A 25,506-nucleotide genomic window follows, 5' to 3' on the forward strand; every position below is an offset into this window, starting at 1 on the left:
ACGCATGAGCAACAAGACAGGAAGTCTGTCCATCAACAGTGAAAACATATTCCCCATTATCAAGAAATGGCTCTATTCCGACCACGATATCTTTGTCCGTGAGATGGTATCCAACGGATGCGACGCCATCACAAAGCTGAAAAAGCTGTCCCTGATGGGAGAATACACCTACCCGGATGACTTCAAAAACAGCATTCAGATCATCGTCAATCCCGAGGAAAAGACCCTGAAATTCATCGATACCGGTATCGGTATGACAGCGGACGAGGTGGAGGAATACATCACGCAGATCGCTTTCTCCGGCGCTACCGAATTCCTTGAGAAATACAAGGACAAGACCACCGACGATCAGATCATCGGACATTTCGGCCTGGGCTTTTATTCCGCTTTTATGGTTTCCGACAATGTCCATATCGATACCCTTTCCTACAAAGAGGGAGCAAAACCTGTACATTGGGAATGCGACGGCGGTACCGAGTACACCATGACCGACGGCAGCAAGACCACTGTAGGAACGGAGATTACACTGTTCCTTAACGAGGAAAGTGTAGAATTTTCCAACGAGTACCGGATGCGGGAAGTACTGGAGAAGTACTGCTCCTTTATGCCCGTCGAGATCTTCCTTTCCAAAGAAAACGCCGAGCCTCAGTATGAGACCATCGACGAAGCCGACTTAAGGGAAGACGATGTGATCGTGGAACATATCCACGAGGAAGCCAAGACTGAGGAGCAGGAAAATGAAAACGGTGAAAAAGAAATCGTGGAAATCTCCCCGGCCAGAGAACGCGTAAAAATTCAGAAACGCCCGGTTTCCATCAGTGACACCACTCCGCTTTGGACCAAACATCCCAACGAATGCACCAGGGAAGAATACCTGGAATTCTACCGCAAAGTATTTATGGATTACAAGGAGCCCCTGTTCTGGATTCACCTGAATATGGACTATCCGTTTAACTTAAAAGGAATCCTTTATTTCCCTAAGATCAACACAGAGTACGATTCGATCGAGGGAACGATCAAGCTCTACAACAACCAGGTATTTATCGCCGACAATATAAAAGAAGTCATCCCCGAGTTCCTGATGCTGTTAAAAGGCGTCATCGACTGTCCGGATCTTCCGCTGAACGTATCCCGAAGCGCGCTGCAAAACGACGGCTTCGTGAAGAAGATCTCCGACTACATCACCAAGAAAGTAGCCGACAAACTCTCCGGCATGTGCAAAACAGACCGTGAGAACTACGAAAAATACTGGGATGACATCAATCCGTTCATAAAATTCGGCTGCATCAAGGATGAAAAATTCTGTGAGAAGATGGGCGATTATATCCTGTTCAAAAACCTGGATCACAAGTACCTGACCCTGAAAGAATACCTGGATGCCCAAAAAGAGAAAGAAGAAGCAACCTCTGACGGAGCAGATGCATCCACGACAGACGATACGGCTGACACTTCCGGCAACAACGGTGAGACAAAAGAGACAGAAGCAGCTGGAGACGCTGCTCCGGAAGCCTCTGAATCTGCTGACTCCGATTCCTCCCAGGAAGAGGAAAAACCCAAGACGATCATCCACTATGTGACCGATGAGGTACAGCAGAGCCAGTATATCAACATGTTTAAAAAGGAAGGCATGGATGCTTTCATCCTGTCCCACAACATTGATTCCCCGTTCATCAGCCAGCTGGAGCGCCAGCACGAGGAACTGAAATTCCAGCGGATCGACTCTGAGGTAACCGATAACTTCAAGGAAGAGGTATCCGAGGAAGAGTTAAAAGAGACCACTGACGCCCTCACCGAAATTTTCCGGAAGGCTCTGAATAATGACAAGCTGAATGTGAAAGTAGAGAAATTAAAGGACGAAAATATCGCCTCCCTGATTACCCTTTCCGAAGAAACCCGCAGAATGCAGGATATGATGAAAATGTACAACATGTACGGCATGGATCCCAGCATGTTCGGCAATGACTCCACCCTGGTGCTCAACGCCAACCATCCGTTAGTCCAATTCGTACTGGACCAGAAGGAATCCGAAAACGCTCCTGTGATCTGCCAGCAGCTCTACGATCTGGCCATGCTTGCCCATAAGCCTCTGAGCCCTGAGGAAATGACTAAGTTTGTGAAGAGAAGCAATGATATTATGATGCTGTTGACGAAATAGTTCTAAGGTCCGGGCCAAAAGGAGCCATGCTATGTGTGCACCTGGGCCCGGTCTTTTTCTGCCCTGGGGCGGGGCGGTTCTCACGGGTGAAAAAGCAACCTCATAAACAGCTACAGGAGCCTCTGAAAACAGCGAGGATGTCGGCGTGTGAGCCTCCATCCTCACTTGAGTCTCCTTCCGCTATTCGGCCATGCTTTTTCTCCCGTGAGAACCGCCCCGCCCCAGGGCAGAAAAAGACCGGGCCCAGGTGCACACATAGCATGGCTCCTTTTGGCCCTACTGTAATACAAATTTACGGAGAACTTATCTAATCACTTTGGCTCTTCCCTATTGTTTCAATCCACGCTCGGTAATTTCACAGAATACGACTTTTATTGCTGCGTGCCTTGACCTCATGTCAGTGGGGGATACCGATTTCTCTGCGCCCACCACTGCCGTTAAAGCAGGGCCTGATGGGTCCAGGAGGTGTGAGTGCCCCTGTCCCTGTCCGCGGGCGCCCCGGTTACCGCAGCAATTCTCATCTTATAAAAAGCATGGCCGAATAGCGGAAGGAGACTCAAGTGAGAATGGAGGCTCACACGCCGACATTCTCACTGCTTTCAGAGGCTCCTGGAGCTGTTTATGAGGTTGCTTTTTCTAAGATGAGAATTGCTGCGGTAACCGGGGCGCCCGCGGACAGGGACAGGGGCACTCACACCTCCTGGACCCATCAGGCCCTGCCCCCAGCAAAAGGTTCCCCCCCTACTGCGCAGCCCCCACAGAATCCCAGAGTTCCTGGTTGAACTCGGAATCAAGGGCCGCTACAAAGGGATCGTAGACTTTCCGGAAGGCATCTTCCTTGCGCTGGTTCGCGATGACCGCTTTATTGGCATCGGTGGCGTCTACGTCATAGTTGTTCATACATTTTAAAATGTAATAGCCGTCGTCTGTGGATACCACGTCGCTGATCTCATCGTTGCCCAGGGCAAAGATGGCTTCTTCCAGCTTGCTGTCCACTTCTCCTCTGCCGTATGCCTTCTGCATCTCATCACTTTCGTTGTACTTTTCCGCAAGGGCGGCAAAATCCTCTCCGGCCTGGGCCTTCTGGACCACTTCATTTGCCACGGATTCGGATTTGGTGAAGATCTGCTGCACTAACACAGCTCTGGCCTCATCGTCGCTGACTTCGGTGTTCACATCTTTGGTCAATTCCTGATAGACCTTGTCCGCCAGAGCGAACTCCTGATAAAAACTTCTCAGGGACTCCTGGTCCACGCCCAGACTCTGAATGGTCTCCTCATTCAGGGCTGCGTACTGCTGATCCGCGGTATCCGAAGCCGTCTTCTTCTCTTCTTCGGTCAGTTCGATCTGACGGTCTTTTGCCAGAAGATTCATGCATTTGACTTCAACCATTCTGTCGATAACCCGGTCTTTTGCATACTCTTCGATGGTATTTCCATTGACCGTCTGCTTCCACAGTTCTTTTCCGTATACCTGGTCATACCCCTGCTGCATCTGCATCAGCAGATATTTGGCTTCCGGCAGCGTACAGACGGCTTCGCCTATTTTAAATACATCGTTTTTTCCGAGGCCGGTGGTAAGGACAATCTCTTTCCCCTTACCGCAGCCGGCTATCGTAAATAATATACACAGGCAGGCCAGGATGGCCGCCGTTCTTTTATGCCTCAACTTCATCGCTGACTCCATATAACTTCGCTAAAATACTTCTGGCTACACTGATTCCGTTGGCGGAAGCCTGCTGGAGGCCTCTGGTCACGGACGCGCCGTCGCCGATGGCACGCAGACCGTCCACACTGGTCTCAAAGTCCCGATTTACCACGACTTTGTTGGAATAGAACTTCACTTCCACGCCGTACAGCAGTGTCTCATCACTGGCAATACCTGGGGTCACCTTGTCAAGGGCCAGCAGCATCTCCTGGATATCCACCATAATCCGGTGCGGGAATACCAGGGACAGGTCCCCGGGTACCGCATCCTTTAAGGTCGGGATCAGATTATTCCGGCACAGGCGTTCTTCTGTGGTGCGTCTACCCCGCTGGAAATCCCCGAAGGTCTGCACCAGGATTTTGCCGTCGCAGAGCATATTGCTCAGCTGGGCGATCTGTTTGCCATACTCAATCGGAGTCTTAAAAGGTTTTGTAAAGTTCTTGGACACCAGGATTGCAAAATTGGTATTATTGGTTTTGTATTCCTGAGACTTATAGGCATGCCCGTTGACTACTGCCAGACCGTTTTCGTAATATTCGGTGGCCACCTCTCCCGATGGATTCGTGCAGAAGGTCCGCACCTTATCGTCAAAGGTAGGCGTATAGTATACCAGCTTCGCCTCATACAGGTTCTTATTCAGGAACTCCATCACTTCATCACGGACTTCCACGCGGACTCCCACATCCACCGTGCCGACTTTCGTCTCAATCCCGTGATTCTGGCAGATATGGCTGAACCAGTCCGCACCTTCCCGGCCGACCGCGGAGACGATCTCCGGCGCTGTAAAGGTATCCCCGGCATCCGTTACTACGCCGGACACCTTATTGTTCTCCACCAGGATGTCATCCACCATGGTGTGGAACAGCATATCGATCCCTTCATCCAGCAGATGGGTCTGAAGCTTTGTATAGATCTTATATCCCTCTTCCGTACCCAGATGGCGGATCGGACATTCGATCAGCTTTAAGTTGGCTGTTATGGCTTTTCGGCGGATCTCCTGGATTTCTTTTGCCTTATCGATACCGTATACATTCGTATCCGCTCCGAATTTCAGATAAATATCATCGGATTCTTTCAACAGCTCTACCGTTTTATCGTATCCAAGGATTTCGGGAAGATTCCCTCCCACATCCGGGGACAGGGACAGCTTTCCGTCGGAAAAAGCTCCCGCTCCCGCAAAACCAGTCGTGATGGAACACGGCTGGCATCCTACACACTTTTTTGTTATCCGTTTCGGGCACTGCCGTTTCTCGATCGGCCTGCCTTTCTCAATCATCAGCACCTTCATATCTTTCTTCTGCCGGATCAGCTCATAGGCGCAGAAAATCCCGGAAGGCCCTGCCCCCACAATAATTACATCGTATTCTTTTTTCATCATCTTCACTCCCTAATGGGTAATCCTATTGTATCAGCCCTCTGGGCCGGCCGCAGCGCACGGTGATTTTGGCGAGTTTTTTTCGAGCGCTGCTATTTTTTATCGCTATGAGCACTTAGCGGCTGCATTTTGCCGCTTATGTGCGATGCATGAAAAATAGTCAGCGAGGTTTTTTCGAGCGCTACTATTTTTTATTATAGCATGTCCCTCTCAGGTATGTATAGTGAAAAATTCGTGAAGTCTTTCGAGTCTTTATACCGTAAAATCCCGGGAGTCCGGCACCCGCTATTTCACCGCCGATGAGAGGGGACTGGCACCTTTCGGTAGTAAAGTCATGTTTTCAAGCAACTGCGTAGAGAAAGGGGCCTGTCCCCGGATGTTGACAGGAATAAACCCGCATAATAAAGAAGCAGGCGTTTTCTCCCTCGAATAGACCGGCATCCCGGACATACCCTTACAACCGAAGCCCCTTAATGTCCTTAATTCGGGAAAGGATAATATTGCAGCTTAAATCCAACAAGCCCGGAAGGCGATGCATTACATTTTTCAAAAAGTCTTCCAGCTCTTCCTGTCCAGCGGCTACCGCATGCACGTGCAGCCGGCACTTCCCGGACACCTGATAGATCTGGGTAACCGTATCGTTTTCTCTTAGGATTTTTATGACCTTTTCGTAATCTGCGGGTTTCGTCTCCAGCTCAAAATAGCAGGATACCGCGCCGTTTATCTTCTGCGGGTTAATAACTGTGGTGTATTCCTCGATGATCCCCCGCTCTTCAAGAGCTGTGATTCTGCTTTTCACAGCCACCCTGGATAGGCCTACCTCTGTGCCGATGTCGGAGTAGGACATCCGGGCATTATGGATCAGCAACTCTAATATTTTCTGGTCGATTTCATCCAGGCCATCTAAAAACATGTGGATTTTCCCCGCTTTCTAAATTTTGCCGGTATAATAAGTTTAAATAGTTCATTTTGGCATTTATTTGTAATGAATTTAATTGTAATGAATTTATTTGTAATGAACTTATTTGTATTGAAATTATTTGTATTGAATTCATTTACATTAATTTACATCGAAATAATCCTGTATTGCTGTGATATTTACTTAAATTCTGTTTTCATAATAGACCGGTCTGTTTTAAAAGGCAAGTTCTTATTGAGTCAATTTCTTTCCGTCAAATTTTTTTACTGTCAGCTTCTTTATTTACTTACAATATATGGTGAATCTTTCAACAACGGTCTAAGGGTTTTGCCTTTCTCCACAAGGACAAAACATAAAATCTATCATGAAAACAGATCAGACCCTATCTAACAGCTGCGGATATATGTATAATTATTTTTATAAAAGACTATATGAGAAAGAAGGAATGAACTATGGTTATACCATATCTGACATTTTCCGGAGATTGCCGGGAAGCATTGCAGTTTTATTCAAAAGCGTTTGGTACTTCCGTACAGTCTGTTCAGACCTACGGTGATTATATCCCGGAGGGCGCAGCCGATTTGCCGGTGAATCTGAAAGACTGGATTCTGCATGCGGAAATGCAGATCTGTCAGACGAATTTCTGGTTTGCGGATGAAGCAGTGGAACCGGTGACTAAGGGTACAATGGTAAAGTTGTCAGTTCCTGTTTCCACGGCCGCAGATGCCAGGTGTATTTTCGAAGTACTAAGTCAGGATGCCGTCATTACGCTTCCTCCCACGGAAACTTTTTACAGTACATTTCATGCCGGATTGATTGACCGTTTTGGCATCAGCTGGAATATTGTGGCCGATGAGTCTCCGGGGCGCTGATCCGGCATGGAATTACTATTCACAGTTCACTATGGGATTGTTCCGAATAAGGCGTTGAACAGGTGTTTGACGCATTGAACAGGTGTTTACGCATTGTAGTTGACTTTATACGCTTCTTATTATAAGATGTAATTACTAAACGTAATTATAAACTTACATATCGGAAGTGCAATTATGGAAAGAGATTTGACCAAAGGACCCGTTACACGGTCGATTTTATTGTTCGCCGCGCCGATCATCGCCGGTAATCTGCTCCAGCTGTTTTATAACATTGCCGACACGCTGATCGTCGGCCGTTTTCTGGGAGCCGACGCGTTGGCGGCTGTGGGATCTTCTTACAGTGTCATGGTTTTTTTGACTTCTATTATATTAGGCTTATGCATGGGAAGCGGGATTCTGTTCTCCATGCTTTACGGCGCCCATCGGGAACACGATATGAAGAAGAGCTTTTTTGTGTCCTTCCTATTCATTGGGGGAATTACAGTGGTCCTGGAAGCTGCCGCTTTGGTCCTGATTGATCCGCTGCTTCGGGCGCTGCAGATTCCGGCAGATATTTTTTCATTGACCAGAGATTATCTTTTCATCATTTTCCTGGGTATTGTTTTTACGTTCTTTTTCAATTATTTCGCGGCCCTGCTCCGGTCTGTGGGGAATTCATCCATCCCGCTTGTATTTCTGGCGGCATCAGCCCTGATCAATATTGTACTGGATCTTTTATTTATCCTTGTATTCCATATGGGAGTGGCCGGAGCCGCTGTAGCTACAGTTACCGCCCAGGGCATCTCAGCCGCGGGGCTGTTTCTTTATTGCCGGCTCCGTGCGGCGCATTTGTTCTGGACCAGAGAAGATATGCATTTTGACCGTGGAATCGCCGGGCAGATCGCCCAGTATTCCCTGTTGACCTGTGTGCAGCAGTCGGTTATGAATTTTGGAATTCTTATGATTCAGGGACTGGTGAACAGCTTCGGCGTGTCGGTAATGGCCGCCTTTGCCGCAGCGGTGAAGATCGATTCCTTTGCCTACATGCCGGTCCAGGACTTTGGGAACGCGTTCGCCACCTATATCGCCCAGAACAGCGGCGCGAAAAATACGGACCGCATCCGGAAGGGGCTGAAGTCTTCGATCCTTATCGTTGTTGTATTTTGCGTGCTGATCTCATTTCTGGTGTTCACGTTTGCCCCGGGTCTGATGACGCTCTTCATCCGTCCCGAGGAAACGCAGATTATCCGGATCGGAACCGGATATCTGAGGATAGAGGGAGCCTGTTACTGCGGAATCGGCTGCCTGTCCCTGCTGTATGGGCTATACCGCGGGCTGGGGCGTCCCGGTATTTCCGTGATTCTCACAATCATCTCCCTGGGCACCCGCGTAGCGCTCTCCTATCTGCTGGCACCGATTCCCGCGTTCGGGCTGCGGGCTATCTGGTGGGCGATTCCCATCGGATGGGCTTTGGCTGACCTGACAGGACTCCTTTATTACCGGATTCGCAGGCCCGCTCCTTAAAGGTATCTGTATTCCCCTCTTTCCTATCTGGTTCCGGTACTGCAGCGTAGAGCACCCCTCATACTTTTTGAATATCTGTGCAAAATGCTTATATTCCCGAAATCCTACCTTTCCCGCTATCTCATAGGCCTTATCGTTGGTATTTTCCAGATACCATTTCGCCTTGTATATTCGATACTGGTTCAGATATTCCCGGAATGTCACCTTCATTTCCCGGTTAAACAGATGGCTTAAGTAATTCGGTGTGACCCCCATGTCTCTGGCGATTTCTTCGATGGAAAGCTCCTGGGTAAAATGTTTTTTTACATAGTCAACTGTCTCCTGAATCACTCTATTGCCAGTCGGGCAGCTCATCGCCCGGATCTTGAGATGCCATTCCTCATAGAGCTTTTGAATGTAGGTCCCGAACTCTTCGATCGTATCACAGACAGAATCCATATCTTCTATTACTTCTCCGCAGCTTTTCGGTTGATTCAGGCTGCAGTCCTGACAGATCCGGTAAAGGAGATTCACCAGATCCACGCAGAAATCTTTCAGAGCCGTATAGGTATAGGACCGCTGTTCCCGGATGTCCCGGAACGCCCCATCCAATATGGCCCGTACCTTCTCCATCTCACCGTCCACGTATTCCCGCTGAAGTGTCTCGTACATTTTCGTGTCTACCAGGTAATGGCTGCTGATATCCTTCTTATTCCGATCATCACTGTAATATAGCAGTGATGCACGGCCTGTATATATCTTATTGCGGGCCGCCATCCTGGCCTGCGTATACAGGGTATAAAAATCGCTCATAGTCCCTTCATTCCCCACTCCCATAGAAAATGTAATCTGAAACATGGCTCTGGTCATATCGTTACCTTCACGAAACAGCTGCGGAATAACTCTCTGCTTATGTTCCGCATTTTTCCAGAGCAGAAGCGAGACTTCCGCCCGGAGTTTCACCAGAAAGAATTGATGTTCCCCCAGCCATTTTTCACAAAGGCCGTTCAATCTCTCCATCCATTCTTTATTTTCACAGATAATTTCCTGACCGTGACCGTACCGGTCCGTCTGAAGGTACATACAAAGGATATGGTCCTCCTGAACAAGGCTCAACGCATTCATCCCCTGGGCATATTGCTGTCCGGGCATAATCCCTTTCGACTGTACTAATTTTTTAATAAAATAACAGCTGTCGGCATAATCGTCCAGTTTCCAGGCGCTGTCTTTTCTGCGTTCCGCCTCGATCTCCTCTTTCATTCTCAATACGAGATCCTTTAAACGGTTTACCTTCATTGGTTTTACTTCATATGCGGTCACACCCAGCCGGATCGCCTGTTTCGCATACTCGAATTCAGAATAACCACTGAGTAAGATACTGCGCAAATGCGGATTAAGTGTTTTGCATTTTTCGATCAGTTCGATACCGGACATACGCGGCATGCTGATATCCGTGATCAGTATCTCCGGCTGTTCTTTCTCGCAGATCCGAAGAGCCTCGAAAGCGTCTGCCGCGGACAGCGTTTTTTCGATTCCAAAACTTTCCCAGTCAATTCCCGCCCGGATGCCTTCCCTGATATCCGGCTCATCATCCACGATCAGCAGCTTCATGCCCGCTCTCTCCTCCTGACATATACGGAATCTTTACGGTAACCACGGTTCCCACCTGTTCCATGCTTTCAAAGGTAAGTCCATATTGCGCCCCATAATGCATCTGGACCCGTTCATGAATATTTTTCAGGGCGAAAGCGCCGCCTGGTTCCTCCGTATCCTCTTTCGTGTATATCAATCTCCGTATTTTAGTTTCATCCGCACCCAACCCGTCGTCTTCCACATGGATACACAGATCCTGACCTGTTCTCTCGATCCAGACGCTGATATTTCCAATCCCCTCTTTTTCCGCCATGCCGTGCTGGATCGCATTTTCTACCAGAGGCTGGATCAGCAGTTTCAGGGTTTGGCACTTAAGCAGTTCGTCGTCCACATCGATACACACATGAATGCGTCCGGCAAATTTATTCTTTTGTAAATAAAGATAATTCTTCAAATATTTGATCTCAGCCCCTATCGTGGTGACGGAGTCTCCCTTGTTTAACACATGGCGGAATAGCTCAGACAACGCCTCGATCCGGTCGCTGACCTCCCAGTCTTTCTGCCGGACTGCCATCCAATGGATAGAATCCAGTACATTGTATAAAAAATGCGGGTTAATCTGGGCCTCCAAAGCTTTGTATGCCGATTCTTTTTCTCTGATCTGGCTTACATAAACTTTATCAATCAACTGTTTCGTGCGCTGCAGCATTTCCTCCACAGATTCCGTCAGCAGGCCGATCTCATCCCGTGATTCCCTGTGAATCCGCACATCAAAATTTCCGTCCTTCACCTTCGACATTTCCTTGGACAGCGCATAGATCGGCCGGATCATCGCGTAATTTTCTATTCTGGAGAAGATAACGCTGAATAATACCAGCAGCAGGAATTCGAGCAGCAGGAATACAAACAGGGACCGGGAGGAAGCCACCAGCATATAGGCCGGGATGGCCTGTACCAGTTTCCATTGTGTACCCTCGATATCCTGATAGATCACCATCATCCTGACGCCGTTTACTTTCGTCTCAAAATATCCGTAACGGTCCTGCAGTGCCTGTCCGAACCCGGGATAAATCTCCTGAATACTCCGTCCTATAATATCTTTGTTTAATGCGGACAGGATGCTGCCGTCTCCGTTCATCACAAAGGCCTCGGAACGGTTATCTGACGAAAGAGATGCGAAAGTGCTGCTTAATTCTTCCTCATTGATACTGATCCTTTGCAGACCGATGGGCTGGTTATATTTCGATACGTCCATGAACGCCCGCAGATAGGAAATGACATAGTGGGAAGCAGCACCAGCCTCCTGGTACACAAGCTGGTATGCCTGTGACCAGAAGGCCCTCCCTCCCATTTCCATTGCCGCTTTTTCAAATTTTCCGTCCTCTTTTTCCACTTTATTTCCATATTGGAACAAAACGTCGCTGTTATAACTGATACTGATGGAATCGATGTAAGACTTGGATTTCACCGCGTCCTGCAAGGAGACATAGAGCTGGCGCTTGGCGGAATCCATCGTGCTGTTTTCCAACACGTACTGCTTACAGAGCTTCTGGATATTGTCGTCAATCAGCATGGACAAGGAGAGGTATTCCGTTTCCTCCACGATGTTCCGGATACTTCGCTCCGACTGCCTCATGGAGATTCTGGAATTATCGATCATTTTACTCTTCAGCTCGGAATAGGACTGGTAAAAAATGACAGCGAAAATAAGAATCATGGGTATAAATAGAATCACTATCACACTGAGACGAAATTTCTTAATAATCGACATATCCCTGAATTTCTGGATGACAGAAGTTTTCATCTGCATTCCCCCACTGCCTGTTTAAGCAGTAAATACACGTTTCATAAACATAGACACTGCAGCATCAGCATCAGCATCTATCGCTACCTTCACCGGTCCGGATTCAAAATTGCCCCACCAGTCATTCACCCGGTAGGTGAGGCCTCTGGTGGCTTCACCGTTTAATTCAACACACACATTAGACGGCGCAAGCCTCAACAAATCAGGTTGAATCATATATAGAACCACTAATGGATCATGTAATACAACAGCTCCTGATCTTTCATACCAAATATTCATCAGATCAGCCAGAAACACCTCCCGGTCAGAACTGCAGCCATGGATTTGAGCCAGTTCCTCCCGGCCCAGTTTTAATTTTGTGGTCACATCAAGTCCCGCGATGATCACATCAGCTCCTGACTCTAATACAATCTTCGCCGCCTCAGGATCACACAAAATATTCCACTCGGGATACATCCGGTTATACGTGCCCCCCATCAGGACTAAGCGGGACCGCTTCATAACTTCCGGTGCTTTTAAAAACGCATGCGCCAGATTAGTCAATGGTCCGATGCCCACAACGGTCAGCTCCGGATAATTACGTACCTGACTGATGATATACTCTGCCGCGTCCCCCGGCTGGATATCCCGTTTTTTCACTGGAATCATACGGTGTTGGGCCGGCATCTCCGCCGTATCCGCCTGGTTTTTAAGCGGCCGCCCGCAGCCCGCATATACCGGAATATCAGTACGGCCGTAGTGCTCCAGAACAGCCAGTGCCAGTTCTGCCCGGGCATATGTATTCTTAAAGACTGTCGTAATCCCCATCAGTTCAATTTCCGGACTTACCAGTGCCAACGCTATAGCAAATGCATCGTCCACATCATCCCCGATATCCGTGTCAATTATAATCTGTTTTTTTGCCACCACCCAGTCCTCCCCTATTCCTTCCTTAATTCCTGTAACGTACGGGTTGTCTGGTTATACATAGTATTATAATGCACTTGCAACATTCAGACAACTTCTTACCATTTTTTACCATCATATGTGCATTTTCCCACCATAGAGGGATGGGGAAACATCTTTTTGTTTCACCGCTCCCTCTCCGCTGCTTCAGACCAGCCGCAGTCCCGTGTCATCCCCATATAACACTTCCATGGATTTTTCCAGTTCCCCGCTGGCTGGATTGCGTTTCTGCCGGTAGGTACCCCAAGCTCTGCCGTTGCACCAGAATCCGCTGAAATCCTCTTCGTTCACCTGCGGCTTAAACGATAGGGTATGGCTGCCGTGGTCAAAGGAGAACCCGGTCAGAGCCAGATAGACTCCGTAGCTGGCCATAGACCTGGTATAGTAATTCCCGGACTCCACCTCGGACCAGGGATTCCTCTTATATCCGTCATGGCGCTCCCTGACAGCCTTCACCACAGTGAGCCCTTCCTCGGTCAGTCCTTCGAAGAGAAGTAATGCAGCCACCTCGTATTCGATCCCCGTCCAGACCTCGCCGTAATAGGTAAATGGAAATCTGGGCTTCCCGCCTTTGGGCCAGGTGCACGGCGTAAGTCCTGATTCCTCATTCAGGATAAAGGCCCGCTCGCCGTGTACATAATCTCTGGCCTGCCGGATAAAATCATAGCGGAATATGGATTCCACCGCTGTCTTTACATGAGCGGTGTCCAGCACATATCCCAGGCCCGCGCAGTGCGCCATGTACTGTCCCAGAAGCTGGTCGGCCAGGCAGCCTTCCCCGTACTGGTAGCGGTACCGTTCCGGATTTTCCAGAATCTGTATGTAATACTCCCCATTGAAACTTATCTCATCCAGTTTTTTACTTCCTTTTTCGAAAATCTCACGGAATTCACCGGCTTTTTTGATTTCTCCCAGATATTCCGCCATCTCAGCCGCCGCCTTTAACGCAGCCAGATAGATGGTACTGACCATACTGGTAATTCCATATAATTCGGTATCATAGGTAACATGCTGCGCCTGTTCGAACAGCCCGTCCCCGTCCTGATCCCAGGTCCTGCGCGCGAACTCCATGCAACGCAGTATAGGCTCCCAGCATTCCCGCAGGAATTCATCGTCCCCGCTTAATTTCCACTCTCTGTAGATACGGACTACCGCGCCCAGCTGGCCGTCCGCGCTGGGGAGCATATCCCACTGTTTCAGTCCCAGCCCCCGGAAGGTCCGGTAGGCCATATGACCGTCCGCTCTGGTCTCTTTCAGGAACTCGATTCTGCGCATAGACCGTTCCAGTTCCGGGAACAGATAGGCTGCGGTCTGCGCATAGTTCCACACATGGGTACAGGTACCCGATCCGCAGCCGGCTGTCCGGTCCACACCTTCCCAGCCCAGGAAATCCCCGTTCTCGATCCGAAAGCACGTCGGGCTGCGCAGTACCGTGATATTATTGGCAACCGCCTCCAGGACATAACCCGGCAGAGTCGTCTGATAAAATGCCTCTGAAAACATCCTGGACTGGGCCTCCAGACGGTTCTTCTCCCTCAGCAGATACCGGGCCGCATCCCAGGCATCCGCAAATCGGACAGCATAATAGTTCCGGATCGTCTCATACTCACCGCTGCCGACGGCATCTAATGCTTCCATCGTATCCGGCCATCCCTTCACCCGGTTTGGGAAGTGCCAGGTGATCACGAATTCAAACGTTTCCGTTGTTCCCGGTTCTACCACACGTTTACTGCAGACGGTACCCACCCTGCTTAAAAAGTGCAGGTAAGTAAAATCAAACAGTTCCGCCATCCTGCAGCCCAACGCATCTGTTTCGGAGGATTCCTCCATCTCTCCGTCGGAAGTAAAATCATCCCAGAAATCCTCCGCCCCGTCCGTCCATTGTCCCTGGAGCCAATAGGGACGGATCGTCGCATCCATATCCGATGTAGCCAGGACCATAGTCCCGTTACTCAGCATATTTTCCGGTACCTGTTCCCCGGACTCATAGATTCCGCACATGGAATCCTCTGTCCTTTTTTCATTCAAACGCTGCCCTCGAAAAGTCATAATGTCAAACATATCATAGTCTTCAAACCCGACCGCGTTGTTCAGGGAACCGGCCACGGAGACCGTAACCGGCCGGCTGGTGGGATTAGACACCTGATAACGGATGTACGCGCCAGGAATTCCCGAATCATCCGCGTTCAGCGGAATAAAAGGCGTAAACGCTTCCATCGATACTTCTACGGGCAGATCCTTATCCCGGAATTTCACCTCCACAAACGGATATTTTGAGCTAAGCACGGAACCGGTACATCTCGGCCAGCCCGCCACCTCGCTACGGAGAAATCCCTGTGCCTTCGCAAACGGCGGCGTATACTCCGATTCCAGCACTTTCGCCGTGATTCTTCCATCCGTTTCCTGTGTACGGATCGCAAAAAAAGTATACGGATTACTATTTTCCAGAGCAGGCTGGTTGAAAATCTGCCAACTGCGCAGTTCTCCTCTGGCCCCTACGGATATATTCCCGGTTCCGATTCCGCCCAGCAGGAAATCACAGGCTTTCGCCTCCCGGTCATAGGTTTTCTGGGTATTGTCACTATAAATCTCAGTCAATGGATAGATTCGGTCTTCTGCTCTCATATACTTCCCCTTTTATCTTATTGTTGTACCGCTTCCTGCCGGAGCGCTTCCATCTGATTCAGCAGATCCTCCACAGTACTGGTCTCCAGACAATAATCCTCGATCAATACATCCTGCCAGAATGCCGTCATCTCAGTAGAAATATACATAAGCTCTGAGCCATAAATCTTGGTTTTCAGCTCTGCGAACTGCTTTACCAGAGGATCCGATGAGGTTACATTTATATTTACAGGGGCAAACCCATAATCCGCGTGAATCTGCTGCATCCCGGCACTGGTGAATTCTTTCAAAATCTCAACTGCCTCATCTGGATGCTGCGCGTTAGATGGAATAAAGTAAGCGTCAGCACCGCCCAAACTAATATTCTCACTCCCAGCCTTGGGCCATGCGGCGATTCCTATGTTAAAATCACAGCCTTCCGACACCATACCGGATACCGCGTTTACATCCCCGATAATTGCAACCTTCTCCTGATGGAAAGCGGCGATCACCTCATCTCTGGTAGTAATCATTGCACCGTCCTTGGGGTACCAATACCCTTTGTCATAGAGTTCTTTCGTCTGTTCCAGACACTCTTTTAGCAGAGGGTCCGTTGCTGCGATCTCTCCATTCCCCCACGCCTCGATGGTTCCGGCGTCATTAGACAGACTGAGCAATGCATTTCTTGTCATGAAATCATTACACAGTCCACAGATCGCGTAAGGATATACTTCTGTCTTTTCATCGATCTGCCCGCAGACCTCCATAAACTGCTCCCAGGTCCATTCCGCCGGAATTTCGATACCTGCCTCTTTTAACAGATCCGCATTATAGTAAAAGTTGCCGTAGACACCCGTGAACGGAATGGAATAGTACTTTCCATCATATTTCCCCACTTCCATCAGGCTCTGATCCAGAGTGTTCAGCCATTCGCTGTCGTTTTCCGTCAGGTACGGAGTCAGATCCAGTGCCTGACCCGCATCCACATAGGTTTTCAGATACTGGCCCTGCTTAAAATAAATATCCGCCGGCTCCCCCGAAGCAATACCGGTCTTGATCACCGTATCCAGATTCTCTGTGTCTACCTCCAGCAGTTCGATCTCATACCGGTCTGCGAATTTCTCTTTTACTGCGTTCCAGATCGGCTCCTGGGAGGTAGTGGAGGTACTGACCACATAGCACACTACCTTGGTTTTTTCCTTATTTTCCTGAGGCTTTACCGGGTCGGTTTCGTTTTGTTCCGCCCCATTACCCGCCTGGTTCTGTGAGGAACCGCTATCCTTGCCAGCTTCTCCCCCGCATCCGGCTATCATCCCAATAGTCAACAGAACTGCCAGTGCCAACGCCAATACTTTTTTCTCCATAAGCTTCTCTCCTTTTCTGAGTGGGAGTCACTTCCTTCCCCCATGTGTTTCCTACCACTATATTTTAATCAATTCGCTCCAAAAGAAATAGGCTGCAAATCTACAAAAAAATCCATATATCTGTGATTCTTATCCCTTAACCGCCCCATTGGATAGGCCCTGCACAAAATATTTCTGCAAAAAGCAAAAGATCAGGATCAATGGCAGAATCACAATGCAGATCGCCGCCGACATAGGTCCCCAATCTGTGGCAAACTGTTGCCGGAAGCTGATAATCCCCACCGGTAAAGTCCCGAACCGGGAAGTTGCTGTCGACACCGAAGCCCATAGCAATTCTCCCCACAAACCCACAAAATTGAAGATCGCATTGGTGGCTGTGGCAGGCTTCATAACCGGGACCGCGATCCTCATAAAGCACTGTATTTCCGAACACCCGTCAATCTTCGCGGCTTCCATCAGTTCCTGCGGAATCGTATCAAAATAGTTTTTATAAATCAGGACGGTCAGCGGCATACCCCAGCCAATATATGGCAGGATCAAAGTCAGATATCCATTCAGTAATTTCATCCTGCTCATCATCAGATACAGCGGCATGATCACCGATTCCAGCGGCATAAGCTGGGTGATCAGGATAATCGATACAGCAGCCGCGCTGACATATCTGACCTTCAGCCTGGAGAGCGCGTAACCCGCCAAAGCGCTGCATACCAGCACCATAAGGACCGATATTCCCACCACGATAATGCTGGTTTTAAAATACTCTCCGATTCTGCTGGTTACCCAGGCACTGTAATAATTCGACCACTTGAACTCTCTTGGTATCCCCCAGATGTTCGTATAAAACTCAGATGTCGCTTTCAGCGAAGTCAGGCTCACGAATACAATCGGATAGAGTGTAACAAGAACTGCCCCCAACACCAGAAGCCTGCATACCACATCCGCAGCATTCCACTTTTTAGAATTCATAAGCTTCTCCCTTCATCGCCCGTCGTGTCAGTATCACAATCACTATGACAACCACTGCCGTCAGAACCCCCATAGTGGAGGAATAGCTGAATTTGCTGTAAGTAAAAGCCGTCTTCTGCATATAGATCGGTACCGTCATGGAAGCGTTGGCCGGCCCTCCCTTGGTCAGAACATAGACCAGGTCATACGTCTTGAACGCATTCAGCAGCACGAATACCATAGACAAAGCGATCGTCGGTTTGATCAGCGGGAGCATAATATGAAACATCTGCTTGAAATAGCCGGCCCCGTCGATTCTGCCCGCCTCCAGCAAAGAAGTGGGTACCGCCTGCAAAGCGACATAACACAGCATCATGGGCATCCCGATCAGCCGCCAGACTCCGACAATCATCACACAGGGCAGTACGGTGGAAGAATTCTCAAGCCAGGCAGTCATCAGATTCTCAAGCCCGATGGTCCGCAGTAGCTGATTCAGCAGACCCATATCAGAATTATAGATAAAGGTAAACAGCAGACCTATGATGGAAACCGGAATCATGGCAGGCATAAATATGATCAGCCGGTACAGGGCCCCCTCCTTTTTACCGAGCCGGTAAATTATCATGGCCAGCAGCAGTCCCAGCAAGGCAGCGCCTAACATACTGACGACAGCAATCAGCACCGAATTCGAGATGCTTTTCAAAAACAGACTGTCATGAAAGGCTTTTCTATAGTTTTCAAATAATACAAACTTTTTCTCATTGAATCCATCCCACTCCTGAAAGGACAGGACGATATTCCAGGTTCCCGGTATCAGGAAAGCAAACAGGATAAAAACATATGCCGGCATCATAAATCCGAGTGCTAAAAGTATCTTGTTCTTCTTTCTTCGCTTTTCCAAAATCATACCCCCATCTATCTGTTTTTCACTCGTTCCGCCATTTCCGCTGTCACAGCCACACTTTTATCTGTGTGTCCTCTGGTCTTAAAAGGATCCCCTGATTCGTACCGGTTATCATAGCGTGATCCGCACGCACGATCTCGTCGATGCCCCGCAGGATGATGTTCAGATTCTCAGTAAGTTTTGATACTTGTATGTTGAGGCACCCTTGTTCCAGTACCGCATCTGCCCTGAATATCTCTTTTCCGTCCAGGTCAGGCACACTGCAATGTGCCGTTTGGCCCTCCTTCATCTGGAAAATATGCAGTTCCAGCCCATCCGTATAACAATAATCCGGTCTGGTACAGCAGCTTCCCAGAGGCAGAATGGAGTTCGGCCTTACGAACAGCGGCAGAGAATGGAAATCATAACTTTCCCGGTACCAGCGTCCTCCCATCCTGCATTCTCCCGAGAGCAGATGGGTCCATATCCCTTCCGGCAGATAGTAGTCCACCCTCTGATCCTCCCGGAAAACCGGGGCGGCTAAAATGATATCCCCCAGCATATACTGCATGTCCAGATAAGCCGTAGCCGGGTCATCCTCGAACTCCAGGACCATCGGACGCATGACCGGCACCCCCGTCTCATGGGCTGCCGCAGCCATTCCATACAAATAAGGCATCAACCTGTATTTTAACCGTGTAAATTCCCTGCAGACATCGGATGCTTCCTCGTCAAACAGCCACGGAACCCGATAACTCTTCGAACCATGAAGACGGCTGTGGGTAGACAACAGGCCGAATTGGACCCAGCGCTTATATACCGCCGGGGAAGAAGTCATCTCGAACCCGCCCATATCATGGCTCCAAAAAGCAAATCCGGACATCAGGAAAGACAATCCGCCCCGCAGCGTCTCCGCCATAGACGGAAAGGTAGCGTTACAGTCACCTCCCCAGTGAACCGGAAACTGCTGACAGCCCGCGGTTGCACTTCGCGCAAACAGGACCGCCGGCTCCCCGGGGTTTTTTTCTTTCAACACCTGATACACGCATTTGTTGTACAGATAGGTATAATAATTATGCATGGCCAGTGGATCCGAACCGTCCGCGTATACCACATCTACAGGGATACGCTCACCAAAATCCGTCTTAAAGCAGTCCACGCCCAGGTCGATCAGCCGTCTCAACCGGTCGCAGTACCACTCTGCCGCCTCCGCATTTGTAAAATCTACCAGTCCCATTCCCGGCTGCCAGTTATCAATCTGCTTCACCCCTTTTCCATCGGCGCGCATCAGCAGATAATGGTGTTCCATCCCTTCCTGAAACATTTTTGTCCCCTGGGCTATGTAAGGATTGATCCATACGCAGATCTTTAATCCCTGCTCCCGGTAGCGGGACAGCATCTTTGGCACGTCGGGAAAAGTCTGAGGGTCCCATTCAAAATCACACCAGTGAAGCGCCCGCATCCAGAAACAATCAAAATGAAACACCCGAATCGGTATCTCCCGTTCCCGCATCCCCCGGATAAATTCGTTGGCCGTCCGCTCGTCATATTCCGTCGTAAATGAGGTGCTCAGCCACAGGCCGAAGGACCAGGCCGGAGGAAGGGCCGGCCGGCCTGTCAGCCCGGTATAACCCTCCAGTATTTCTTTCATGTTTTCACCGTAGATCAGATAATAACTGATCTCCTCCCCCGGTACGCTGGCCCCCACATATTCCACTTTTTCACTTGCTATCTCAAAAGAAACCGGATCTGTGTGATCCACAAACACCCCATACCCTTGATTCGTCATATAAAACGGAACATTTTTATAGGAAATCTGGGACGAAGTCCCACCATCCTCGTTCCAGCAATCCACCGTCTGACCATTTTTCACAAAAGCGGTAAACCGTTCTCCCAGGCCATATACGCACGCTCCCGGATTTAGCGATAGCTCGCTTACCATATAGGGCTGATACTGTGCTCTCATATAACCTTCTCCCGGCAGTATGGTCAAAGGCCGGCGGTCATATTGGGCGTACCCCAAATTACGGAATCCGCAGCTGGTTAACCTCTTACCGCCGGCTTCAAAGGTAAGCTGCCATTCCTCTTTTTCAATCTTCACAGTAAACGCGCCGGTTCTTAAAATCACCTCCCTCTCCGTTTCCTCAACCGCTGCCGGCACCGGATGCGTTTTCTTCTGAAACTTAGGCGTCTTTCTTACATATCCCTGAAAATGGTAGCTGCGGACCCGTAGTATCTTCTGATCCGCACCTGTGATCTCCGTTGTGATGGTTGGTGTGTCCAGCGCATCCGCCCTGCCCCGGATCTTCTTAGCCGGAGCAGTGATACGGATACCATTTTCAATTATCTCAAACTGATATGCCTGGACAGCATAGACCATATGCGCCCTTTCATTCTTTTCCCAGGTTCCTTCCGTAAATTTCATACTTTCCCGCCTCGCTCTCCTTTTTCATCAAATTGCATACAATGCTAAATCCCCTGATAATTTTATCTTATAGTTTTCCAGGCAGATATCTATCCACAAAACTACAATAATATCCCGGCAGATGTGGATTCATAAATCTGCGTGCCTATCGGCTGTTACTATCGTAGCCAACTTTACCAAAGGAGGGATTAACTTTGGGCTCTGTACTTTGGGCCGGGCTGGGAGGAAAGCGGCGTGCTTTGGGGAACCGGGGGCAGCTCTCGCGGGGCCAAATCACTTCGACCGGACCTAAGAACGGCTAACTACGAAAACGGGAGAACCTCTTATTAGCAGGGCCTGGAACAAACTCGCCAAAGGACGGCTCGGACAGTGTTCCAGCCCCTGCGAGGTTCTCCCGTATTCTGCGTAAGCCGTTCTAAGGCCCGGTCTCAAGTGATTTGGCCCCGCGAGAGCTGCCCCCGGTTCCCCAAAGCACGCCGCTTTCCTCCCAGCCCTACGTTACTATGAGCTATGTTCCATGTTCCGACAGCCTTAGTTTTTTAAAGGATTTTCTGTCTTTAGGTTTTTAGATCTAGTTTTGATATTTTAATTAATTTAAGAAATTTTTCTTTAGAAACTTTGTGTCTTGCCAATGAGCAACAATCACCATATGGTAGAGATTACAGAATCGCTTAATGCATGTCCCTCGGGCAGGACGCGATATCCGCTGCTCCATAAGGTGTACTTTACAGTATTCTTTACCGCATCCCTTAATGCATTCCCTTCGGGGGAGAGGGTGCTGCATAGCCGTTCCCTTTGGTATAGGAATCCATCGTGTTTCATTTATTGAACATGACACGTAGAACATGGAAAAAGGCTTTTTATAACGCAGGGATGAGAGGGAAAGGGCGGGGCCGGGCGGAACCAGGCGGGAATTCTCTTGGGGCCAAATCACTTGAGACCGGGCCTTAGAACGGCTTACGCAGAAGGCTGGAGAACCTCGCAGGGCCTGGAACACTGTCCGAGCCGTCCTTTGGCGAGTTTGTTCCAGGCCCTGCTAATAAGAGGTTCTCCTGCCTTCGTAGTTAGCCGTTCTTAGGTCCGGCCGAAGTGATTTGGCCCCAAGAGAATTCCCGCCTGGTTCCGCCCGGCCCCGTCCTTTCCCTCTCATCCCGGCCCTCACTCAACTCCCCCGCTTCTCCTAATTAACCATGCATGGTAACCACGGCCCTCGTCCAAAGGCCTCGCTCAAAGGAAAAGTCCAGTTGACATTGCCTTTGAAATATGCTATTTTAATACCAATTATTTGAGTAAGGATGTGATGAAAAGCATGGATGACAGTAGCGACGGAGATAGTGCGGCTGATCATATAAAAAGAACCACTCCATGCAGAGTCTTGAATATATAAAGGTATAGTCTGTCCGGGTATCCGGTGACAGGCTATGCCTTTTTGTGATTTTATCAGACTTATCAGACTTTTTATTGGACTCTGAAACATGATTATAGGAGGAACACACTTATGGTTGGACCCATACTTTTACAGATTGTTTTAATATTTTTGAATGCGGTATTTGCCAGCGCGGAGATCGCTGTAATCTCTATGAACGACACAAAACTCAAAAAATTAACCGCTGACGGTGACAAACGCGCCGCCAAGTTGTGGGCGCTTACCGAGCAGCCCGCCCGTTTTCTGGCTACCATACAGGTAGCGATTACACTGGCCGGCCTCTTAGGCAGTGCTTACGCCGCAGATAATTTTGCAGGCCCGTTGGTTGATCTTATGATAAATGCCGGTGTCCCTATTCCGGAAAATATCCTGAATTCTATTTCCGTCTTTCTGATCACATTAATACTGGCTTATTTCAGCCTTGTGTTCGGGGAACTGGTACCAAAACGAATCGCTATGAAGAAGGCGGAATCCATGGCACTTGGTATGTCTGGTATGCTCTACTTCGTTTCTAAACTCTTTGCTCCGCTGGTGTTTTTACTGACGGTTTCCACCAACGCGATCCTTCGGCTGATGCGGATGAATCCGGAGGAGGAAGGCGAAAAAGTCTCTGAGGAAGAAATCCGTATGATGCTGGCCGCCGGCAATGAGCAGGGGACGATTGATTCCCGGGAAACCGAAATGATTCAGAATGTATTTGAATTTGATGATATCTCCGTGGAGCAGCTCTGTACGCACCGGATGGACATCGTTCTTCTGAGCATGGAGGATACCATTGAGGAGTGGGAACAAGTCATTTACCATAACAGACATACCTATTATCCGGTCTGTCAGGAGAATCCGGATGATATCATCGGCATTCTGGACGCCCGTGATTATTTCCGTTCCCCGGATAAATCCAAAGAGTATCTGGCGGAACACGCGATGGATGAACCTTATTTCATTCCGGAAGGCATGAAAGCCAGCACATTATTTCAGAATATGCAGAAATCAGGGGTATATTTCGCAGTTGCCATCGATGAATATGGCGGCCTGACCGGTATCGTAACACTGCATGACTTAATGGAAGTATTAGTGGGAGATCTGAATGAGAGTGATGATGAGCCGCCCGTCGAAGAAATTGTAAAGCTCAGTGACAATGAATGGATGATCCGGGGTTCTGCTGAACTGGATGAGGTAGCCGAGGCACTCAAGATTTCTATGCCTACTGATAAATATGATACCTTCAGTGGATTTATCTGCGGCAGCATCGGAAGAATCCCCGATAACGGGGAGACTTTCACCTGTGAGTTCTGCGGACTCTCCATCCAGGTGGAAGAAGTAATCAATCACCGGATTGAGCGAACGCTGGTCCGGCTGTAGTGCCAATGAAAGCTGCAAATATGGCCCATGCTTTCAAAAATATACCTGTATAACGTACAGAAAATATACGTGCAAAAAGGAGCTGTTAGGAAATGAATAAATCATATCCTCCAGCCCCTCTTTTGCGAATCATACCAAATTATTTCACCAACTCCTTAGCCGCTGCATTGGCCAGCGCCCGATTTTTCTCCTTGTTCAGAGACATCTCCTCTACCGTCTGTTCCTTTATGCGTACCGCCCCCCGATAGCCCTCTCTCACCGGCAGAAGATCGCCTTTGGCGATGCGCTCCCTGGCGTCCCGGATGGCCTGGCCGTACTGAGGCAGCCATCGTTCCTGGGCTATGAGCATCTCATCGATCATCTGGGATATCTCTTCCGGATAGCATACGGCGCCGGTGAGGGGGTCCAGCATGGCTGCCTGCTTTAATAGCTGTACGTCCCCATGAACTGCCGCCTCCACGGCCAGCTTCTGTACCCACGCAGACTGAGAGCAGATGGCTGCGCATCCCAGGGGCAGATCTCCTACCGGGGGCACGGATATCCCGTTGCCGTCCACGTAGCAGGGAACCTCCACCACACATTCTTCGGGCAGATTCGTAATACAGTGCCCGTTCATCACATTGAAATGTCCCCTGTATCCACGGCCGGTCTCCAGGGATTCTATGATATAGGATCCATGTTCCTGCCCTCTCATGCTTCCGTCATATGACTTAGGAGGCTCCTTAAGAAGCTGGGGATAATCTGCCTCGAACCAATTTCTGCCCTCCCGGCATACCCGCAGGTATCCGGCAGTCTCCCCTCCGATCCAGGAGGAAATGTCGATCCAGTCCTTCAGTTTCTCAGGATCCTTCCGATACCAGGCCAAATACTCGGACAAATGCCCATTGGATTCCGTAGAATAGTATCCGAACCGTTTCATCACGTCCAGACGGACCTTTTCCTTCTGAACCATCTCCGGCTGCTTTAAAAATGCTTCATAGAGTTCTCCTGTCAGTTCTCTGCCCTTATGCTTCACAGAGATGTACCAGGTCTGATGGTTGAGCCCTGCACATGTAAAGTCCAGTTCCTTCCTGGAAATCCCAAGCGCATCCGCGATCTGCATCTCTCCGTGCATAACGCCGTGGCACAGGCCGATGGTAGGAACACCGCCATATTGATTACAGGCCCAGGTTACCATAGCGTTGGGATTGGTATAATTCAGCAGCAGGGCGCCGGGCAGTGCGTATTCGCGGATATCCCTGCAGATATCCAGCATCTCTATGATCGTCCGCTGTCCGTACATGATCCCACCTGTGCACAGTGTGTCTCCCACGCACTGGTCCACCCCGTATTTCAAAGGAATCTCCACATCCGTCTCAAAGGCTTCCAGCACTCCCTGACGGATACAATTGATGATATACTTCGCTCCCCGGAAGGCTTCCCGCCGATCCACGGTAGACTGAATGCGGGTCGGCAGTCCGTTGGCTTCCATATCTCTCTGGCACAGCTCGCTCACCATCGCCAGATTCTTATTATTCACATCCGTAAATGAGATCTTAGCGTCCCGAAGCTCAGGTACCGACAGTATATCCGTTAGCAGCTGTCTGCAAAAACCCAGACTGCCCGCTCCAATAAATGCAATCTTAATACTCATGCTTTCCTCCAA

15 protein-coding genes and 1 pseudogene are annotated in these 25,506 nt (G+C 49.3%); 4 read left to right on the plus strand and 12 right to left on the minus strand.

Annotation, left to right across the window (positions count from 1 at the left end):
• The first annotated feature begins 4 nt into the window (after positions 1 to 4).
• A complete protein-coding gene (gene htpG / locus ABC831_RS04510) occupies positions 5 to 2,155 on the plus strand; it encodes a molecular chaperone HtpG (RefSeq protein WP_343247052.1) in 2,151 nt (716 codons plus the stop codon).
• Between the two features lie 741 nt (positions 2,156 to 2,896).
• On the opposite strand, the gene ABC831_RS04515 is transcribed toward htpG, so the two are convergent.
• From ABC831_RS04515 to ABC831_RS04525, 3 genes are all read right to left on the minus strand, one after another.
• On the minus strand, positions 2,897 to 3,829 hold the full coding sequence (locus ABC831_RS04515) for a peptidyl-prolyl cis-trans isomerase (protein WP_343247053.1): 933 nt from the start codon (positions 3,827 to 3,829) through the stop codon (positions 2,897 to 2,899).
• Complete coding sequence (locus ABC831_RS04520) at positions 3,813 to 5,240, minus strand: NAD(P)/FAD-dependent oxidoreductase (RefSeq protein WP_343247054.1); 1,428 nt, start codon at positions 5,238 to 5,240, stop codon at positions 3,813 to 3,815. Before ABC831_RS04520 ends, ABC831_RS04515 begins: the two co-directional genes overlap by 17 nt.
• A gap of 451 nt (positions 5,241 to 5,691) precedes the next feature.
• Complete coding sequence (locus ABC831_RS04525) at positions 5,692 to 6,150, minus strand: Lrp/AsnC family transcriptional regulator (protein WP_343247055.1); 459 nt, start codon at positions 6,148 to 6,150, stop codon at positions 5,692 to 5,694.
• Between the two features lie 458 nt (positions 6,151 to 6,608).
• Between ABC831_RS04525 and ABC831_RS04530 the strand changes: the two genes are divergently transcribed.
• Complete coding sequence (locus ABC831_RS04530; protein ID WP_343247056.1) at positions 6,609 to 7,028, plus strand: VOC family protein; 420 nt, start codon at positions 6,609 to 6,611, stop codon at positions 7,026 to 7,028.
• Between the two features lie 174 nt (positions 7,029 to 7,202).
• Complete coding sequence (locus ABC831_RS04535) at positions 7,203 to 8,531, plus strand: MATE family efflux transporter (protein WP_343247057.1); 1,329 nt, start codon at positions 7,203 to 7,205, stop codon at positions 8,529 to 8,531.
• A gap of 39 nt (positions 8,532 to 8,570) precedes the next feature.
• Here the strand turns inward: ABC831_RS04535 and ABC831_RS04540 are convergent.
• The 8 genes and pseudogenes from ABC831_RS04540 to yicI form a co-directional block, all read right to left on the minus strand.
• Positions 8,571 to 10,121: pseudogene (locus ABC831_RS04540) on the minus strand (response regulator transcription factor); the annotation flags it as partial.
• Positions 10,099 to 11,907 carry a sensor histidine kinase gene (locus ABC831_RS04545; protein ID WP_343247058.1) on the minus strand — a complete coding sequence of 603 codons (1,809 nt, stop codon included), beginning with the start codon at positions 11,905 to 11,907 and terminating at the stop codon, positions 10,099 to 10,101. The pseudogene ABC831_RS04540 and the gene ABC831_RS04545, both read right to left, overlap by 23 nt.
• Before the next feature lie 21 nt (positions 11,908 to 11,928).
• Positions 11,929 to 12,813, minus strand: coding sequence for a nucleoside hydrolase (locus tag ABC831_RS04550; RefSeq protein ID WP_343247059.1), 885 nt, complete (start codon positions 12,811 to 12,813; stop codon positions 11,929 to 11,931).
• A 186-nt stretch (positions 12,814 to 12,999) separates the two neighbouring features.
• Entirely contained in the window at positions 13,000 to 15,477 is a 2,478-nt protein-coding gene (locus ABC831_RS04555; protein WP_343247060.1) for a GH116 family glycosyl-hydrolase, read from the minus strand.
• Between the two features lie 17 nt (positions 15,478 to 15,494).
• Positions 15,495 to 16,820: an ABC transporter substrate-binding protein gene (locus ABC831_RS04560; protein WP_343247061.1), complete on the minus strand. Its 1,326-nt coding sequence runs from the start codon at positions 16,818 to 16,820 to the stop codon at positions 15,495 to 15,497.
• A 129-nt stretch (positions 16,821 to 16,949) separates the two neighbouring features.
• Positions 16,950 to 17,786, minus strand: a complete 837-nt coding sequence (locus ABC831_RS04565) for a carbohydrate ABC transporter permease (RefSeq protein WP_343247062.1) — start codon at positions 17,784 to 17,786, stop codon at positions 16,950 to 16,952.
• Positions 17,776 to 18,666 (minus strand): carbohydrate ABC transporter permease, encoded by an 891-nt coding sequence (locus ABC831_RS04570; RefSeq protein ID WP_343247063.1) that lies wholly within the window; start codon positions 18,664 to 18,666, stop codon positions 17,776 to 17,778. The genes ABC831_RS04565 and ABC831_RS04570 overlap by 11 nt, the downstream gene beginning before the upstream one ends.
• 49 nt (positions 18,667 to 18,715) lie before the next feature.
• Positions 18,716 to 21,073: an alpha-xylosidase gene (gene yicI / locus ABC831_RS04575; RefSeq protein ID WP_343247064.1), complete on the minus strand. Its 2,358-nt coding sequence runs from the start codon at positions 21,071 to 21,073 to the stop codon at positions 18,716 to 18,718.
• Positions 21,074 to 22,571: 1,498 nt separating this feature from the next.
• Here yicI and ABC831_RS04580 point away from each other — a divergent pair.
• Complete coding sequence (locus tag ABC831_RS04580) at positions 22,572 to 23,861, plus strand: hemolysin family protein (protein ID WP_343247065.1); 1,290 nt, start codon at positions 22,572 to 22,574, stop codon at positions 23,859 to 23,861.
• 139 nt (positions 23,862 to 24,000) lie between these two features.
• On the opposite strand, the gene melA is transcribed toward ABC831_RS04580, so the two are convergent.
• A complete protein-coding gene (gene melA / locus ABC831_RS04585; RefSeq protein WP_343247066.1) occupies positions 24,001 to 25,494 on the minus strand; it encodes an alpha-glucosidase/alpha-galactosidase in 1,494 nt (497 codons plus the stop codon).
• Positions 25,495 to 25,506 lie beyond the last annotated feature (12 nt).

Source organism: Diplocloster hominis (assembly GCF_032380655.1).
GTDB classification, from domain to species: domain Bacteria; phylum Bacillota; class Clostridia; order Lachnospirales; family Lachnospiraceae; genus Diplocloster; species Diplocloster hominis.

What these genes read in the sequence shown, in the direction of transcription:
- yicI (WP_343247064.1), bottom strand. Translation starts at nt 21,073, where the DNA reads ATGAAATTTACGGAAGGAACCTGGGAAAAGAATGAAAGGGCGCATATG.
- ABC831_RS04535 (WP_343247057.1), top strand. Translation starts at nt 7,203, where the DNA reads ATGGAAAGAGATTTGACCAAAGGACCCGTTACACGGTCGATTTTATTG.
- htpG (WP_343247052.1), top strand. Translation starts at nt 5, where the DNA reads ATGAGCAACAAGACAGGAAGTCTGTCCATCAACAGTGAAAACATATTC.
- ABC831_RS04515 (WP_343247053.1), bottom strand. Translation starts at nt 3,829, where the DNA reads ATGAAGTTGAGGCATAAAAGAACGGCGGCCATCCTGGCCTGCCTGTGT.
- ABC831_RS04530 (WP_343247056.1), top strand. Translation starts at nt 6,609, where the DNA reads ATGGTTATACCATATCTGACATTTTCCGGAGATTGCCGGGAAGCATTG.
- ABC831_RS04525 (WP_343247055.1), bottom strand. Translation starts at nt 6,150, where the DNA reads ATGTTTTTAGATGGCCTGGATGAAATCGACCAGAAAATATTAGAGTTG.
- ABC831_RS04555 (WP_343247060.1), bottom strand. Translation starts at nt 15,477, where the DNA reads ATGAGAGCAGAAGACCGAATCTATCCATTGACTGAGATTTATAGTGAC.
- ABC831_RS04520 (WP_343247054.1), bottom strand. Translation starts at nt 5,240, where the DNA reads ATGATGAAAAAAGAATACGATGTAATTATTGTGGGGGCAGGGCCTTCC.
- ABC831_RS04580 (WP_343247065.1), top strand. Translation starts at nt 22,572, where the DNA reads ATGGTTGGACCCATACTTTTACAGATTGTTTTAATATTTTTGAATGCG.
- ABC831_RS04560 (WP_343247061.1), bottom strand. Translation starts at nt 16,820, where the DNA reads ATGGAGAAAAAAGTATTGGCGTTGGCACTGGCAGTTCTGTTGACTATT.
- ABC831_RS04565 (WP_343247062.1), bottom strand. Translation starts at nt 17,786, where the DNA reads ATGAATTCTAAAAAGTGGAATGCTGCGGATGTGGTATGCAGGCTTCTG.
- ABC831_RS04545 (WP_343247058.1), bottom strand. Translation starts at nt 11,907, where the DNA reads ATGAAAACTTCTGTCATCCAGAAATTCAGGGATATGTCGATTATTAAG.
- melA (WP_343247066.1), bottom strand. Translation starts at nt 25,494, where the DNA reads ATGAGTATTAAGATTGCATTTATTGGAGCGGGCAGTCTGGGTTTTTGC.